This is a genomic window from Halorubrum rutilum, from assembly GCF_042665015.1.
GTDB classification, from domain to species: Archaea; Halobacteriota; Halobacteria; order Halobacteriales; family Haloferacaceae; genus Halorubrum; species Halorubrum rutilum.
The window spans coordinates 57,777-72,403 of record NZ_JBHTBL010000001.1; the positions used below are offsets into that span (position 1 = coordinate 57,777).

Below are 14,627 nucleotides of genomic sequence, written 5' to 3' on the forward strand. Positions count from 1 at the left end.
AGCGAACGGAGCCCCCGCCGAACGCGCCGCTCACGTCTCCGCGTAGATCATCTCGATCTCGTCGGCGAACCGGTCGAGGATGTTCCGCCGCTTCTTCTTCATCGTCGGCGTGAGCAGGTCGTTCGCCTCCGTGAACTCCTCCTCGACGAGCCGGAAGCGCTTGATCCGCTCGTACGGCTCGAACCCCTCGTTGACGCGGTCGACCTCCGCCCGTATCCGTCCGCGGACCCGCTCGTCGCGGCAGACTGCCTTCCGATCGTCGGGGAGGTCGACGCCCCGCGCGTCCGCCCACGCCGCCACCCGCTCGAAGTTCGGGACGATGAGCGCGGAGATGAACTTCCGGCCGTCGCCGAGCACGACGCACCCCTCGACGAACTCGTTCGCGGCGAACCGGTCCTCGATCGGCCCCGGCGCGACGTTCTTCCCGGTCGAGAGCACGAGCAGCTGCTTAGCGCGCTCGCGGAAGGCGACGTACCCGTCCGGACGGAGCCGGACGACGTCGCCAGTGCGGAACCACGGCGCGTCCGGGTCGCCGCCGCGCTCCTCCGGCGGCGTGCCCGCGAGGGCGACCCCCTCGGGAAGCCGGTCGGGCTCGGTGAACGCCTCGGCGGTCGCCTCCGGCCGCTCCCAGTAGCCGTCGGTCACCTGCGGGCCGCGCGCGAGCAGCTCGCCCGTCTCGCCCGCGAGGTCGGCGGTCGCCTCGCCGACGACCGTCCCGTCGACCGCGATCTCGGTGTCGGCGACCGGCGGACCGATGGTGCCGACCTTCGGCGCCTCCGGGGGATTGACGCTGATGACGGGCGAGGTCTCCGTGAGCCCGTACCCCTCCAGTATCGGGAGGTCCATGGCGTGGTACAGCGCGCACAGCTCGGCGGACAGCGACCCGCCGCCCGAGATGAAGAAGTCGACGTTCCCGCCGAGCGCCTCCCGGACCGACGAGAACACCAGCCGGTCGGCGACCGCGCGCTTCGCGTCGAGCAGGGCGCCCGGGTCGTCGGCCTCGTGGTGGGCTCGCCCGACCGCGACCGCCCACTCGAAGACCCGCTCTTTCACCGCCGACTCGCCCGCCTGCTCGCGGATCGCGTCGTACAGCTTCTCGTAGACGCGCGGGACGCTCGTGGTCGTCGTCGGCCGCACCAGCCCGAAGTCCTCGCGGAGCGTGTCCGGGCTCTCGGCGTACCCGACCGTCGCGCCCGCCGCGAACATCATGTAGTGGCCGGCCAGCCGCTCGAAGACGTGCGCGAGCGGGAGGAAGGATAGCGTCGTCGACTCGGCGGAGATCCCCGGCACGCCGGGGTCGCGGTCCGGGCGGTCCGCGAACCGTCGGTAACACTGGGTGACGTTGGCTCGGAAGTTCGCGTGAGTGAGCCGGACGCCCTTCGGCCTCCCGGTCGTCCCGGAGGTGTAGATGAGGCTCGCGAGGTCGTCGACGTCGGTCGAATTAAGCCACCCCTCGTAGGCCGCCTCGTCGAACGCGTCGGCGCCGAGCGCGTGGAGCTCGCCGAGGGTGTACACGTCGTCGGCGCCGAGGGCGGTATCGACATCGTCGCCGTCGCCGCCGAAGTCGACCTCCCCTACGTCGACGTCGTCGAACGAGACGACCGCGTCGAGGTCGCGCGAGAGCTCGCCGGCGACGGCGAGCACCTCGTCGAGGAGCTCGCGGTCCCCGACGACGACGACCGTCGCGCCGGGGTCCTCCAGCAGGTACCGGACCTGGTCCGACGACGAGGAGGCGTAGACGGTCGTCACGACCGCGCCCGCGGCCAGCGCCGCGAAGTCGGTCTGGGCCCACTCCATCCGCGTCTCCGCGTAGAGGGCGACCCGGGTGCCGCCGTCGACGCCGAGCTCGCGGAACCCCGCGGCGAGCCGGCGGACGAGACCGCGCATCTCGGCGTAGGTGACGTCGGCGTACTCGCCGTTGAGCGCGGCCGGGAGGACACCCTCCGCGACCAGCGACCGGTCGTAGGGTCCGCCCTTATACCGCTGAGCGGTCCGGTCGGCGTTGCGCTCGGCGGACCGCTCGAAGGTGCGCGGAAGCGTCTCGCGGGCGACGACCTCGTCCGCGAACGCCCGCTCCGCCTCCCGCCAGTGCATACCCCTCCGACCCGCCGGAACGGTATAAACGGTCTGGTCGTTTCGAATTTACGTCGGGGTGCCGGAACGCGAGGGTTTAATCCCGGGAGGGGGCGAGGGACCCCTGTGGACCCCGACCGGATCCCCGCCGAGTTCCCCGCCCCGAGCTTCCGCGGCGCGCAGGAGCGCGCGCTCGCGGACATCCGCGACGCGTTCGCCGCCGGCAACGACGTGGTGCTGGTGCGCGCGCCGACGGGCAGCGGGAAGTCGCTGCTCGCGCGAGCGGTGATGGGCGCGGCGGCGACGGTCGACGAGACGGCGCCGAGCGAGGCGACGGGCGCCTACTACACGACGCCGCAGGTGTCGCAGATCGACGACGTGGAGGCCGACGACCTGCTCGACGACCTGGCGGTCATTCGGGGGAAGTCGAACTACGACTGCATCCTTCCGGGCGAGCACGACACGCCGGTGAACCGCGCGCCCTGCGCGCGGGAGCAGGGGTTCGACTGCTCCGTGAAACACCGGTGCCCGTACTTCTCCGACCGCGCGATCGCCTCCGGAAACCGCTACGCCGCATTGACGTTAGCCTACTTCATGCGCACCGCCGGCTCCGAGGTGTTCCGGAAGCGCGACGTCGTCGTGATCGACGAGGCGCACGGGCTCGCGGAGTGGGCGGAGATGTACGCGACGATCGAGCTCTCCCCCGAGCGCGTCCCCGTCTGGGACGACGTGAGCGTTCCCGACGTCGAGGCCGACGCCGGCCCGGAGGCGGACGCGCTCAACCGCACCGCCCGCTTCGTCGCCTCCCTCCGCGACGTCGCGAAGCGCGCGCGAGACGAGCTGACCGGGCGGCCCGAGCTCGACCGCGAGGAGGTCGCGCGCCGCGACCGCCTGCAGGAGCTGATCGGCGAGCTCGGCTGGTTCCTGGAGGACTACCGCGACCTCGACTCGCCGACGACGTGGGTCGTCGACCAGTCCGGCGGCGAGGGGTCGCCGCTCGCGATCAAGCCGCTGGACCCGGCCCGCTACCTCCGCCACACGGTGTGGGACCGCGGGAACCGCTTCGCGCTGCTGTCCGCCACCATCCTCTCGAAGGAGGCGTTCTGCCGCGGGATCGGCCTCGACCCCGCCGACGTCGCGCTCGTCGACGTCCCCCACACGTTCCCGCTGGAACACCGCCCGCTGTACGACGTGACGCGGGGGTCGATGACATACGAGGACCGCGACGAGACGGTGCCGGAGATCGCCCGCCTGATCGTCCGGCTGATGGCCGAACACCCGGACGAGAAGGGACTGATCCACGCCCACTCGTACGACATCGCCGGGCGGATCACCGAGCTGCTGGGCGAGTTCGGCGTCGCCGCGCGGGTCAGGCGGCACGGCCGGGAGAACCGGGACGCCGAGCTGTCGGCGTGGAAGGCGAGCGACGACCCGGAGGTGTTCGTCTCCGTGAAGATGGAGGAGGCGCTGGACCTGAACGGCGATCTGTGCCGCTGGCAGGTGGTGTGTAAGGCCCCGTACCGCAACACGAACGACTCCCGCGTCGCCCGCCGGCTCGCCGACGACCAGTGGGCGTGGTACCACCGGACCGCGCTCCGGACCGTGATACAGGCGTGCGGCCGCGTCGTTCGGTCGCCGGACGACCACGGCGCGACGTACCTCGCGGACGACTCCCTGCTGGACCTCTTCGACCGGGCGCGGGCCGACACGCCGCCGTGGTTCCGCGACCAGATCGACGCGATGACGACGCCCGACCTCCCCGACTTCGACCCCGCCGCCGCGCTCGCCGGGATCGACGCCGACCCGTCCGGTCCCTCGCGGGCGGGACGGGAGCACGCGGGTAGTGCCGGGACCGCCTCGGGGCGCGGCGGCTCCGCTTCCGGGGGATCCGGGGACACGGCGAACAGCGGGACGGAGACGACGAGTGCGAGCCTCGGGACCGGAGCCGGCGGCGACGCCGACGGGACGCGGACGCGCTCAGAGACCGACGCCGACCGGCGCGAGGACCACCCGCTCTCCGACGTCTGGGGCGACAGCTGAATCGGTGCGGCGGTCGCGTCGCGGTTCGCTCGCGGCGTCTCGCGAGGCGACGCGCCGGCCGCGTCACAGAGGCGGCGCCTACAGCACCGAGATGCCCCAGGCGGCCATGGAGCTCACCATGAGGAACGCGAAGAACAGCGCGAAGATCTGTTGTCTGTCCATACCCCTCCTGCGCCACAGAGCGACATAATTCCTGCGGGCCGTCGTCGGTAGTGGTTATACGCCACCGATCTGATCGTCCGTCAATATATATCGTATAAGGTGTATCAGGAACCTCAATCAATTAGTAACCTTCATAAACCTTCACGGGCCTATCGTAGGTATGGCAACGAAGGGCCTCCGGAGCGCGCTGACGCTGTACGGTGCGAGAACGCTGACACTCTCCCAGGCGGCCGCGCAGGCGGGGCTTGGCGAGGCCGAGTTCGTCGACCAGCTGGAGCGCCGCGGCATCGACGTGACCGACGCCGAGCGCGCCGCCGCGCTCGGAGAGGAGCGGTCCGTCCACGCCGACTGATCGGAAGCGACGCGCGGAGTCGCGGGGTTTGACCGTTCGGATCTGATTTTCTGCCGTTTCACAGCGCTATCCTCGTCGGGACGTCGGTCACCGAACGTCGCTCCTCGATCGAGAGCGGGGTACGCGCGTCGGCACGGTTGCTCGGTCGTTTAGACGCCGGATCGGGGTGTCGCGGTCGGTAATTTATAAGCGGTCGGCGGCTCCGCGGCGAACACCGCCAAAAGCCCCAGCCGCTCGGCTGTACGTTATTGCTGATCCTGCGGCGAACACCGCCAAAAGCCCCCGCCTCCCGGCTGCCCCTTCGATTCCCGCTCGACCGCCCCGCACCGCAGCCTCGCACCTCCCCAGCCTCGCCGCGGTCGCCGACGGCGACCGCGGGCTCCCTCGCGCGGTGCTGCTCGCGGGCCGATGGCCCGCTCGCAGGCACGCGCCACCGCACCGTATCTCCATAACTCGATGTCGCAGTCGCTCGGGGGTCTACATACCGGTGCACCGCGGACGGGCTACTCTTCGGGGACGAGGTGCACCTCGCCCTCGTGTTCGAACGCGAGGACGCTGTCGGCCTCGCCGTCGACGAACTCGGGGTTCGGCACCGTCTTCGCCTCGTAGGTGACCGGGTCGAGCACCTGGATCGCGTTCTCGTCTTCCACCGTCACCACCGTCGTCTCCGCGGCGTCGTCCCGAGTCCCGAGCCGGGCCGCGTCGGGCGCCGCCCCGTCCGCGAACTCGGAGGCGTACTCGGCGCCCGTGGCGAGGCGGACGCCCTGCAGGCGCCCGGAGACGCCCGTGACCAAGACGGGACCGTCGCCGTCCTCGGGGTCGATGATCTCGCCCTCTGCGTACCGGGGGAGCCGGACCGCGAACGTCACGCGGTACACCTCGTTGCCGTCGCCGTCCTCGGTGACGAGCGTCGGGTACGACTCGAAGCTCCCGCCGAGCGCGTCGGTGATCCGCGTCGCGACGTTCTGCGCGAGCCGGTTCGAGGAGAGCTTGATATCGGGGCCGTCGTCGGTCTCGTTCACCTCCGTGACGAACGCCTCGCGGTCGCCGTCGGCCTCCTGGGCCGCGACGTACGACTCGGCGATGTCGAGCGCCTCGACGCGCTCTGCGGGCGTCAGGTCGCGCTCGTCCGCGCGCACCTGCACGGTGCCGGCGTAGTAGCCGCCGGCGATCCGCCCGCAGCGGTCGCAGGTCCCCCGCGATATCTTCACCGGGACCGTGACCTCCGCGGACCGGAGCGTCCCGCGGACGACGCCCGAGAACCGGCAGTGCATCCGGACGTTGTTCTCGTCGACCTGCTCGGGCTCGACGCCCCACTCGACGTCCGTGGCGTCGACGTGGACGCCGAGCGCCTCCGCGACCTCGTCGACGGCGACGTCGGTGTAGTCGCGCGCGCCGACGTCGCGCCACGACTCGCCGCGCCGGACCGCGCCGCAGCCGGAACAGACCAGCACCTCGATCCGGTCGGGCGCGTCGACGAGGTCGAAGTCCTCGAAGTAGCAGTCGTCGCAAAGCAGCGCGTCCCGTCCGCGCGGCTCGCCGGGGAGCGGCTCGCGCCGCTCCGGGACCGAACCGCCGCACCGCGGACAGAACTCCCGCGACTCGCTCATTGCCGACCGCTACGCCGAGGAGGCGTTTAAGCGACGCGGACCGGCGGCGATCCCCGGATCGTCGCCGCCACTCGGACCGGTCGCCGTCGCGCGAGCGCCGCCGACCCCTCCGAAATCGTTTTTCGCGCGGACCGTGAAGGGGCTCGTATGAGCGAGAACCCCGACGACGAACGGCTGGAGGAACTGCGAGAGAAGAAGATGGAGGAGCTCCGCGAGCGCCAGCAGGGCGGCGGCGACGCCGAGGCCCAGCGCGAGGCGCAGGAGCGCGCCGACGCCCAGCAGGAGGCCGTGCTCAAGCAGTACCTCACGGACGGCGCGCGCCAGCGGCTCAACGCGGTCGCGATGTCGAAGCCGGAGTTCGGCGAGAAGGTGAAACAGCAGGTCGCGGCGCTCGCGCAGAGCGGCCGGATCCAGGGACAGATCGACGAGGACCAGATGCGCGACCTCCTGAAGGAACTCCAGCCCGACCAGCAGAGCTTCGACATCCGGCGGCGATAGATGGAGCTCGCGCTGCTGTACAGCGGGGGGAAAGACTCCTCGCTCGCCGCCCACCTGCTCGACCGGTTCTACGACGTGCGCTGCGTCACCGGGAGCTTCGGCCTCACCGACGACTGGGAGCACGCCGAGCGGGCGGCCGCGGAGCTCGGGTTCCCCTTCGAGCGCGTCGAGCTCGACCCCGCGGTCGCCGAGGAGGCGGCGGAGACGATGCTCGCCGACGGCTACCCTCGAAACGGGATCCAGCGCGTCCACGAACACGCGCTGGAGGCGATCGCGGGGCGGGACGTCGACGCGATCGCCGACGGCACCCGCCGGGACGACCGGGTGCCGACGGTCTCGCGCGCACAGGCGCAGAGCCTAGAGGACCGCCACGGCGTCGACTACATCTCCCCGCTGTCGGGGTTCGGGCGCCACGCCGTCGACCGCCTCGTCGAGGCGACGTTCGACGTCCAGCAGGGCCCGAGCGAGGAGGTGCCGAAGGCCGACTACGAGGACGAGCTCCGGACCCTCATCGCCGAGGAGCACGGCGCGGCGGCCGTCGACGACGTGTTCCCGGCCCACGACCAGACGTACGTCCACGGCCGGAACGACTAGGGGGGCGTCCGCCCCGCAGTCGCTCGTTTACTCCCCGTCGTCCGTCTCTTCGTCGCCCTCGCCGACCTCGTCACTCTCGTCTGCCGCCGCGACCTCCTCGGCGACCGCCTCGAACGCCGCGAGGATGACCCGTTTGCAGGCCTGTCCCTCGGTCGTCCAGTGCTGGGCGTAGTCGAGCATGTCGTCGTAGATCTCCGGCTTGCAGCCGGCGGCCTGCGGGTGGCCGCCGCCGTTCACCTTCCCGGCGACCTCGTGCGCGTGTTTGAACCCTTCCGAGCCGCGGATCGACGCCGAGCCGGCCGGCTTGACGATCACCGCGGCGTCGGCGCCGGCCTCGCGGAGCGCCTCCGCGACCTCGTTCTGCGAGCAGCGCCCGTACGTCACCGCGACGCTCCACGCGCCGACGTCGTGGGTGACCGCGCGGGCGACGGCGGCGTCGATCCGGGCCTCCTTCTCCACGCGGCGGTCGGCGACGAACGCCTCGACGGTCTCTGGGGGGTCGGCGCCGTACGCGCCCACGACGGTCGCGTACTCCTCGCCGCCGGCCCAGTAGGAGTAGTCGGCGAGGTCGTCGGAGCGCGGGTCCTCCTTGATCCAGAGGTCGTGGTCGCGCGTCACGGCCGCCAGCTCGGTCCACCGGTCGTCGAAGTCGTGGTCCAGCGAGCGGAGCGCCACGTCGGCGGTGCACTCCTCGTCGGAGTCGCCGATCACGAGGTCGACGCCGAGCTCGCGGACCGCCGCCGCGGTCTCGTCGTCCCACTGGTGGTGGTCGAACCAGCGGATCGAGGCGGCCTCCTCGGCGAGCGCCTCCAGCGGCTCCGCGATCCACTCGTACTCGTCCGGGCAGAGGTCGCAGACGAACAGATCGATATCGTCGTCGGCGTACGCGAGCACGCGTTCGAGCGAGGTGTCGAGCGAGTACGGGCCGGCCGAGACCAGTCCGACCGGCGAGCGCGTGTGGGCGTCGGCGGTGGGGTCGTCCTCATCGCTCTCGTCGCCCTCGTCGCCCGTCGCCGCGTCGTCGTCGTCCTCACCGTCCGCCGCTCCCTCGTCGTCCGCCCCCTCCGCGAGCCGCGCCGCGATGGCCGCCTCGAAGTCGGCGACGTCGAGGGCGGCGTCGTACGCCTCCCGGACCATCGCCGCGCAGGCGAGGCCGTCGGCGTCGCCGTCGGCGATCACGACCGCCTCGCTCCCCTCGATCGCCTCCTTCGCCCGCCGCTCGGCGCGCTCCTCGTCCAGGGAGTCCGGGTAAAAAAAGCCCTTGCCGGGCAGCCGCGTGTACCGCGAGCGGGGGATCCCCGCCTCGTCGATGAGGTCGTCGTCCATATCGTCGACCCGAGCGGGAGCGGGAAAACTCCGCCGGTCGAACGCCTCGCTCCGGGTCGCGGGGCCTCAGATCGTCGTCCGTCGCGGGTCCTCGTCGGTGAGCTGGCGCACGGTGAGCACGGGGACGGGGCAGGTGCGCACGACGCGCTCCGCGACGGAGCCGATGAGGAACCGGTTCTCGCCGTGTCGCCCGCGCGTTCCCATCGCGACGACGTCGGCGTCGACGTCCTGTGCGTACCCCGAGATCTCGGCGGCCGGCCGCCCCTCGCGCACCTCGGCCGTCACGTCCAGTTCGGGGTCGCGCGCCGTCGCGGCGTCGGCGACCGCTTCGAGCGCCGCCTCGCCGTGGTCGTCGAGGGCGTCGCGGAGGTCCTCGCGGACCTCGTCGGGCGTGGACTCGACCTCGCCCTCGTCGACGACGTAGACGGCGTGGACCTCGGCGTCGAAGCGCGCGGCGACGTCGACCGCGACGTCGACCGCCCGGCGCACGCTCTCCGAGCCATCGGTCGCGACCACGATCGTATCGAACATACGACTCCGTTCGCCGAGGCGGTAATTAAAAACAGGCGGTCGGCGGCGGGACAACTTCCCTCGGGGGTCAGGCGAGGAAGACGTGCCGCGGTCGGTCGGCCAGCACCTCGCGGCCCCACTCGACCGTCTCGCGGAACTCGTCGGAGCCGAAGAAGGCCATCGCGTCCTCCTTCGCCGCCCACTGGCTGGCGATGAACATGTCGTTCTCGTCCTCGACGTTGCTCATCAGGTCGGTCTCGACGTGGCCGTCCATCTCCGCGAGGATCTCGCCGACCTCGTCGAACGTGTCGCCGAACTCCTCGCGGTAGTCCGGCTTGACGGTGTAGAACATCCCCATCGTGCCGAAGCCGGACTCCTCGCCGGCGCGCGCGACGATCCCCGGGAGCTCCGAGAGGAAGCCGGCCGCGGTCTCGGCGGCCGAGGCCGTGTCCCAGATCGAGACGACGGCGGCCCGGTCGGTGTGCCGGCCCTCGTACACGGCCGTCTTCACGTGAGTGCCGTAGTGGTCGAAGTTGCCGCGGAGCCCCTCGACCTCGTCGAACAGCTCGTCGACGTCCGCCTCGCTGTACAGCACGGTCGCGTACACGTCCTCGCCGTGGGGCTTCCCGGCGTAGATGTCCAGGTCCGCGAGCTCGCCGCGGATCGCCTCGTCCGAGACGCCGTCGTCGCCCTCGCCCGTCGCCTCCTCGCCGCCCGTCGCCTCCTCGCCGTGCGGGTGGTCGCCCTCGCCGCTCGCCGCCTCCTCGCCGTGCGGGTGGTCGCCGTGCGCCGAGCCCCCGCCGGCGCCGGCCCGGTCGCGCCCCTCGCCGCGGCCCCCGTGGCCGTCGTCGCCGTGGTGATTGCCCTCGCCGTGGGCGTGACCCGCGTGCGCGTCCTCCCCGTCCGCTTCCCCCGCAGGCACCGTCTCGCCGGCGAGGTACGCGCCGAGGTCCGCGGGCGGGAACCGCCGGCCGATATAGAAGTCGCCGAACTCGCCGTAGCGCGAGGAGGCGGGGTCGAAGCGCATCTCGTAGACGATGTCCTTGATGTCGGTCGGGTCCGCTCCGAACAGCGTGACGCCCCACTCGTGGTCGTCGAGGCCGACCGAGGAGGCGATCACCTGCTTGATCTTCCCGGCGTACTCCTTGCCGACCTCGCCGTGGCCGGCCATGAGCTCGGCGCGGTCCTCGAAGTCGAGGTCGTACCAGTTGTACTCCTCGCCGCGGCGCTTGCTCATCGGGTAGAAGCAGACGTACTCGTCGTCCGGGATCTCCGGGGTCAGCTTCCCCTCGATGTACCGGCGGAGGCCCTCGTCGATCTCCTCCGGACCGTCCTCGAAGTACTCGTCGGAGACGTAGCCGGAGACCTCGGTCACCGAGACGTACGAGGTGGTCCGCTCGGTGAACCTCGCCATGGCCGTGTCCTCGAAGCGACGCTCGATCGACGAGAGGTGATCGAGCGAGGGCCGGAAGTGGACGAACAGGAGGTCGGCCTTGTGCCCGACCACGGAGAACAGCCCGGAGTCCCCCTCGTCGGCGTCGGCCACGCGCTCGCGGTCCCGCAGGAAGGCCTCGCCCTCCTCGATCGCTCGGCGTCGCTCCCGCTCGGGGGCCTCGCGCCACGCGTCCCAGTCGATCGACCGGAAGTCGTGCAGCGCGAACCACCCCTCCTCGGTCTGTGGTGCCTCGACCATACGCCGGCTTGGAGCCCCGCGGCTTAGGGGCTTGCGGGTCGCGGCCGAGAGCGACGGCTGGCGACCGGCCGAGAGCGACGGGAGGTGGCCGCCGGGGCGTCGCCGCTACCGATCGATCAGGCGTCCGAGTACCCCGCCCGGGAGCCCGGCGCGGACCAGCCGGTCGTACAGCCGGTCGGGGAGCACCGCCGCCAGCCGCGGGAGCCAGCGCGCGCGGCGGCTCACCCGGTAGACGGCCCGCGGTCGGTCGACCGTGGCCGCCTCGACGACGCGCTCGACCACGGTCTCCACGTCGGTCGCGGCGGGCGCGTACCCCTCGAACGCCCGGTAGGCGTCGGCGTAGGGGCCGTCGGCGTGGGAGTCGTCGGCGCCCGCCTCCGCGTTCCGCTCGGCGAGCCCCGCGGCCGCGCGCTCGTTGAACCCGGTCGGGACCGGGCCGGGCTCGACGAACGCCACCGTCGCGCCGTGCGGCTCGACCTCGCGGCGGAGGGCGTCGGCGTACCCGCGCAGCCCGGCCTTCGCGGCGCTGTAGGCGCCGTGGTAGGGGAGCGCGGTCGAGCCGACCATCGAGCCGACGAGGACGATCCGGCCGCCGCGCTCGCGGACCGACGGGAGCGCGGCCCGGACGACGGTGTGGACCGCGGTCAGGTTCGTGTCGAGCTGGCGGCGGAACGAGTCGACGGAGGTGTCCTCGACGGCCGCGATCTCGTACCCGCCGACGCAGGAGACGACGCGGTCGAGCGGGCGGTCCGCGAGCAGCGCCGCGACCGCGTCGCCGTCGCGCAGGTCGAGGGCGTGCGTCTCCGCCGCCTCCGGGAGCGCGGCCAGCCCGTCGGCGTCGCGGTCGATCCCGATCACGTCGTGACCGGCGGCCGCGAGGGTCCTGACGACGCCGCCGCCGATCCCGCCCGCCGCTCCGGTCACGAGGACGCGCATGGCTCCCGGTAGCGACCGGGGACGGGTGACGCTGACGGTTCAATCCGCCGCCGAGTCGCCTCGGGAACCGACGGCGGGCGGCGCGGCTCGCGCCCCGAAGGCATATACCGCCGACCCGCGACTACCCGACGTATGTCCACCGACGAACCGTCCGTCCCGATCGTCTGCACCGAGTGCGAGACGGAGACCAGCGTCCCCCTCTCGGACGTGGCGGACGCGCTCGCCAGACACAACGACGGGAAACACGACGGGGAGGAGATCGCGGAGGTCGACCCCGCATTAAAAGACCGGCTCGCCGACCTCGTCGCCGAGGACCTCGGGCTCTTCGACGAGGCGTAGACGAAGCGAAACCGACCGCCGCTCTCGGGTCGGCTCAGTCGTTCTTCGCGAGCGCGCCCTTGGGATGACCCTTGTGCTGGAGGTTCCGGTTGTCGCGCTCCCGGGTCGCCGTCGCCGGGATCACCGCGTCGCCGCCGACCTCGCTCCGCGGTCGCCCGGTGTAGCCGTGGTCGGGGTGTTCGGCGCAGTGAGCCATCGCGTCGTGGGAACCCTCCCACGGCCCCTCGTCGCAGCCGTCCGCCGTGCAGACGAACACTATTGCATCGGACATGTTGCCGGAGGATACCGAGTTGACATATATAAATATACAGACTCAATTATCACGTTCGATAACGATCGGATCGTTCGTTCCGGCTCGGACGTCGTCCTCCCCGATCTCCACTCGGTCGCCACCTCCGATCTCCGCTCGGTCGCCACCCCGAACTCGATTCAGTCGCCGTCGCTTCGAACTCGATTCAGTCGCCGGCGGCGGGGGCGCCGAACAGCTCGACGCTCGTCCCGTCGTGGCGGCAGTCCTCCAGCGCGTGTTTGGCGGCGAAGCCCGCCTCGTGGGCGGAGGCGCCCCGACCGACGCCGACCTGTAGCTCCACCTCGACGTCTTCGCTCACGTGCGCGACCGCGTCGGCGAACGCGCGCTCGGGGAGGTCGGGACAGACGGAGACGATGTTGTCCCCGCCGACGAAGAAGGAGAGCGCGCCGTGCCGCTCCCGGAGGTATCGCATGAGGGAGCCGTACGCCCGCTCGATGTTGATGAACGTGTCGAACTCGTTGAGCCGGTCGGTGTACTTCCCCGTCGCGTTGACGACGTCGAAGTGCGCGACCTGGAGGTCGGAGGGCGTCGTCTCCGTGAGGTACTCGCCGGCGAGCACCTCGGTCCGGTGCTCGTCCTGCGCGCTCCCCTCCACCTGGAGCTGGCGATTCGCCGCCTCCAGCGCGTCGACCGGTCGCTCGTCGACCGCGGTGCCGAGGCTGATGCTCACCGGATACCGGTTCCCGATCGACTCCTGAAGGGCCGCGTGGGCCGCGCCGTCCACCCCGTTCGTCACCGCGATCATGTTGTCGAAGCGCGTGAAGAAGACGTACGCGTCGCGGTGGCCGACGAACTGGGCGACGTCGGCGAAGAGCCGCGACTGGAGCGTCTGGAGGTCCATCTCCCGGCGCGGCTCCGGCGTCGTCGTCCACGGCCCGTAGTTGTCGATCTGGACGAGGGTCACCTGGGTCGTCGTCACAGTAAACTCCGATAAGGAGTCGCGCCGCTTTACGCTTCCGTTATCCCGAAGGTGAAACCGTTACCGTATCTGGGAACCTCGGGCCCCGGCGGGGAGGCCGTCGCCCCGGAACCACTACGGCCGTGGGGCCCCGAGGACGGACATGGGGTTCAGCGGCGCCGTCCTCGACGTGGACGGCACGGTCGTGCGAGGCAACGATCCGATCCCGGGCGCGCCGGCGGGGTACCGGCGGCTCCGCGAGGCCGGGATCGAGACGCTGTTCGTCTCGAACAACCCGACGAAGGCGCCGCCGGCGTACGTCGACCGGCTCGGTGCCGCGGGGTACGACGTCGACGCCGACAGCGTGTTCACGGCCGGGACGGTGACGACGCGGTACCTCCGGGAGCACCACGCCGACGACGACCTGCTCTGTATCGGCGAGGCCGGGCTGCTCGAACAGTTCGCCGACGCGGGGCTCTCGACCACCGACGACGTCGGCGCCGCCGACGCCCTGGTCGCCTCGATCGACCGCGAGTTCGACTACGAGGACCTCTGTACCGCGCTGTGGGCGCTCGATCGGGACATCCCGTTCATCGGTACCGACCCCGACGTGGTGATCCCGGCGCCCGAGCGCGACGTGCCCGGCTCGGGGGCGGTGATCAACGCCGTCGCCGGCGTCGCCGAGCGCGAGCCCGACGCCGTCCTCGGGAAGCCGTCGGACACCGCGATCGAGATGGTCCGCGAGCGGCTCCCCTACCCGCCCGAGGAGTGTCTCGTCGTCGGCGACCGCCTGAACACCGACGTCGCGCTCGGCGAGCGCGCGGGGATGACGACCGTGCTCGTCAGGTCCGGCGTCACCGACGAGGACCGGATCGCCGCCGCCGACGTCACCCCGGACTACGTGCTCGACGACCTCGGCGACATCGACCGCGTCGTCGGCTGATCGGAGTCGTCCGCCGCGCGCGGTCACGAGACGTGCCAGCGTTCTCCGGAGGTCCGGCGTTCTCCGGAAACCACCGGTTCGGCGTTCTCAGGAAGCCTCGATCCTGCGGTCTCGGCGGCTCTCGCCGCCGCCGACAGTTCCGCCCCGTGGCGAACGTTTATCTCCGGACGGCCGCTTCCCGACCGGTATGAGTGACGTTGACACCCACGAGGAGGCGACCGGAGACGACGAGGAGGACCCGGAGCGCCCCGTGCGCGTCATCGAGGGGCACGCGGTCCGGTTCAACGAGTACCGCTACTGACCGCCCGCGGTCCGGGACCGCTTCGGTGGGCGGTCCGGGACC

The 14,627-nt window shown here is 71.6% G+C and carries 14 protein-coding genes; 6 read left to right on the top strand and 8 right to left on the bottom strand.

The window, feature by feature from the left end:
• Window positions 1-30: 30 nt before the first annotated feature.
• The gene (locus ACFQMF_RS00325) at window positions 31-2,094 is read right to left on the bottom strand and encodes an AMP-dependent synthetase/ligase (protein ID WP_256407856.1); all 2,064 of its coding nucleotides are present in this window, start codon (window positions 2,092-2,094) and stop codon (window positions 31-33) included.
• A 105-nt stretch (window positions 2,095-2,199) separates the two neighbouring features.
• Between ACFQMF_RS00325 and ACFQMF_RS00330 the strand changes: the two genes are divergently transcribed.
• A complete protein-coding gene (locus ACFQMF_RS00330) occupies window positions 2,200-4,113 on the top strand; it encodes a helicase C-terminal domain-containing protein (protein ID WP_256407855.1) in 1,914 nt (637 codons plus the stop codon).
• A gap of 322 nt (window positions 4,114-4,435) precedes the next feature.
• Entirely contained in the window at window positions 4,436-4,627 is a 192-nt protein-coding gene (locus ACFQMF_RS00335) for a DUF7317 family protein (RefSeq protein WP_256407854.1), read from the top strand.
• Between the two features lie 503 nt (window positions 4,628-5,130).
• Here the strand turns inward: ACFQMF_RS00335 and ACFQMF_RS00340 are convergent.
• The gene (locus ACFQMF_RS00340; protein ID WP_256407853.1) at window positions 5,131-6,237 is read right to left on the bottom strand and encodes a 60S ribosomal export protein NMD3; all 1,107 of its coding nucleotides are present in this window, start codon (window positions 6,235-6,237) and stop codon (window positions 5,131-5,133) included.
• A 147-nt stretch (window positions 6,238-6,384) separates the two neighbouring features.
• Between ACFQMF_RS00340 and ACFQMF_RS00345 the strand changes: the two genes are divergently transcribed.
• Window positions 6,385-6,735, top strand: coding sequence for a DNA-binding protein (locus ACFQMF_RS00345; RefSeq protein WP_256407852.1), 351 nt, complete (start codon window positions 6,385-6,387; stop codon window positions 6,733-6,735).
• Entirely contained in the window at window positions 6,736-7,329 is a 594-nt protein-coding gene (locus ACFQMF_RS00350; RefSeq protein WP_256407851.1) for a DUF7411 family protein, read from the top strand.
• A gap of 27 nt (window positions 7,330-7,356) precedes the next feature.
• Here the strand turns inward: ACFQMF_RS00350 and ACFQMF_RS00355 are convergent, their stop codons facing one another.
• The 4 genes from ACFQMF_RS00355 to ACFQMF_RS00370 all read right to left on the bottom strand — a co-directional run bounded on the left by ACFQMF_RS00355 (window position 7,357) and on the right by ACFQMF_RS00370 (window position 11,794).
• The gene (locus tag ACFQMF_RS00355) at window positions 7,357-8,655 is read right to left on the bottom strand and encodes a DHH family phosphoesterase (RefSeq protein WP_256407850.1); all 1,299 of its coding nucleotides are present in this window, start codon (window positions 8,653-8,655) and stop codon (window positions 7,357-7,359) included.
• Window positions 8,656-8,721: 66 nt separating this feature from the next.
• A complete protein-coding gene (locus ACFQMF_RS00360; protein WP_256407849.1) occupies window positions 8,722-9,186 on the bottom strand; it encodes a universal stress protein in 465 nt (154 codons plus the stop codon).
• Window positions 9,187-9,253: 67 nt separating this feature from the next.
• Entirely contained in the window at window positions 9,254-10,858 is a 1,605-nt protein-coding gene (locus tag ACFQMF_RS00365; RefSeq protein ID WP_256407848.1) for a heme-binding protein, read from the bottom strand.
• Between the two features lie 105 nt (window positions 10,859-10,963).
• Window positions 10,964-11,794, bottom strand: a complete 831-nt coding sequence (locus ACFQMF_RS00370; protein WP_256407847.1) for an SDR family NAD(P)-dependent oxidoreductase — start codon at window positions 11,792-11,794, stop codon at window positions 10,964-10,966.
• A gap of 132 nt (window positions 11,795-11,926) precedes the next feature.
• On the opposite strand from ACFQMF_RS00370, the gene ACFQMF_RS00375 reads away from it, so the two are divergent.
• A complete protein-coding gene (locus tag ACFQMF_RS00375; RefSeq protein WP_256407846.1) occupies window positions 11,927-12,133 on the top strand; it encodes a hypothetical protein in 207 nt (68 codons plus the stop codon).
• A 34-nt stretch (window positions 12,134-12,167) separates the two neighbouring features.
• On the opposite strand, the gene ACFQMF_RS00380 is transcribed toward ACFQMF_RS00375, so the two are convergent.
• Both ACFQMF_RS00380 and ACFQMF_RS00385 read right to left on the bottom strand, forming a co-directional pair.
• Window positions 12,168-12,404, bottom strand: a complete 237-nt coding sequence (locus ACFQMF_RS00380) for a hypothetical protein (RefSeq protein ID WP_256407845.1) — start codon at window positions 12,402-12,404, stop codon at window positions 12,168-12,170.
• A 184-nt stretch (window positions 12,405-12,588) separates the two neighbouring features.
• The gene (locus tag ACFQMF_RS00385) at window positions 12,589-13,362 is read right to left on the bottom strand and encodes a GTP cyclohydrolase III (protein WP_256407844.1); all 774 of its coding nucleotides are present in this window, start codon (window positions 13,360-13,362) and stop codon (window positions 12,589-12,591) included.
• 142 nt (window positions 13,363-13,504) lie between these two features.
• Between ACFQMF_RS00385 and ACFQMF_RS00390 the strand changes: the two genes are divergently transcribed.
• Window positions 13,505-14,284, top strand: a complete 780-nt coding sequence (locus ACFQMF_RS00390; RefSeq protein ID WP_256407843.1) for an HAD-IIA family hydrolase — start codon at window positions 13,505-13,507, stop codon at window positions 14,282-14,284.
• The last annotated feature ends 343 nt before the right edge of the window (window positions 14,285-14,627 follow it).

What these genes read in the sequence shown, in the direction of transcription:
- ACFQMF_RS00325 (WP_256407856.1), bottom strand. Translation starts at nt 2,094, where the DNA reads ATGCACTGGCGGGAGGCGGAGCGGGCGTTCGCGGACGAGGTCGTCGCC.
- ACFQMF_RS00335 (WP_256407854.1), top strand. Translation starts at nt 4,436, where the DNA reads ATGGCAACGAAGGGCCTCCGGAGCGCGCTGACGCTGTACGGTGCGAGA.
- ACFQMF_RS00340 (WP_256407853.1), bottom strand. Translation starts at nt 6,237, where the DNA reads ATGAGCGAGTCGCGGGAGTTCTGTCCGCGGTGCGGCGGTTCGGTCCCG.
- ACFQMF_RS00345 (WP_256407852.1), top strand. Translation starts at nt 6,385, where the DNA reads ATGAGCGAGAACCCCGACGACGAACGGCTGGAGGAACTGCGAGAGAAG.
- ACFQMF_RS00350 (WP_256407851.1), top strand. Translation starts at nt 6,736, where the DNA reads ATGGAGCTCGCGCTGCTGTACAGCGGGGGGAAAGACTCCTCGCTCGCC.
- ACFQMF_RS00355 (WP_256407850.1), bottom strand. Translation starts at nt 8,655, where the DNA reads ATGGACGACGACCTCATCGACGAGGCGGGGATCCCCCGCTCGCGGTAC.
- ACFQMF_RS00360 (WP_256407849.1), bottom strand. Translation starts at nt 9,186, where the DNA reads ATGTTCGATACGATCGTGGTCGCGACCGATGGCTCGGAGAGCGTGCGC.
- ACFQMF_RS00365 (WP_256407848.1), bottom strand. Translation starts at nt 10,858, where the DNA reads ATGGTCGAGGCACCACAGACCGAGGAGGGGTGGTTCGCGCTGCACGAC.
- ACFQMF_RS00370 (WP_256407847.1), bottom strand. Translation starts at nt 11,794, where the DNA reads ATGCGCGTCCTCGTGACCGGAGCGGCGGGCGGGATCGGCGGCGGCGTC.
- ACFQMF_RS00375 (WP_256407846.1), top strand. Translation starts at nt 11,927, where the DNA reads ATGTCCACCGACGAACCGTCCGTCCCGATCGTCTGCACCGAGTGCGAG.
- ACFQMF_RS00380 (WP_256407845.1), bottom strand. Translation starts at nt 12,404, where the DNA reads ATGTCCGATGCAATAGTGTTCGTCTGCACGGCGGACGGCTGCGACGAG.
- ACFQMF_RS00390 (WP_256407843.1), top strand. Translation starts at nt 13,505, where the DNA reads ATGGGGTTCAGCGGCGCCGTCCTCGACGTGGACGGCACGGTCGTGCGA.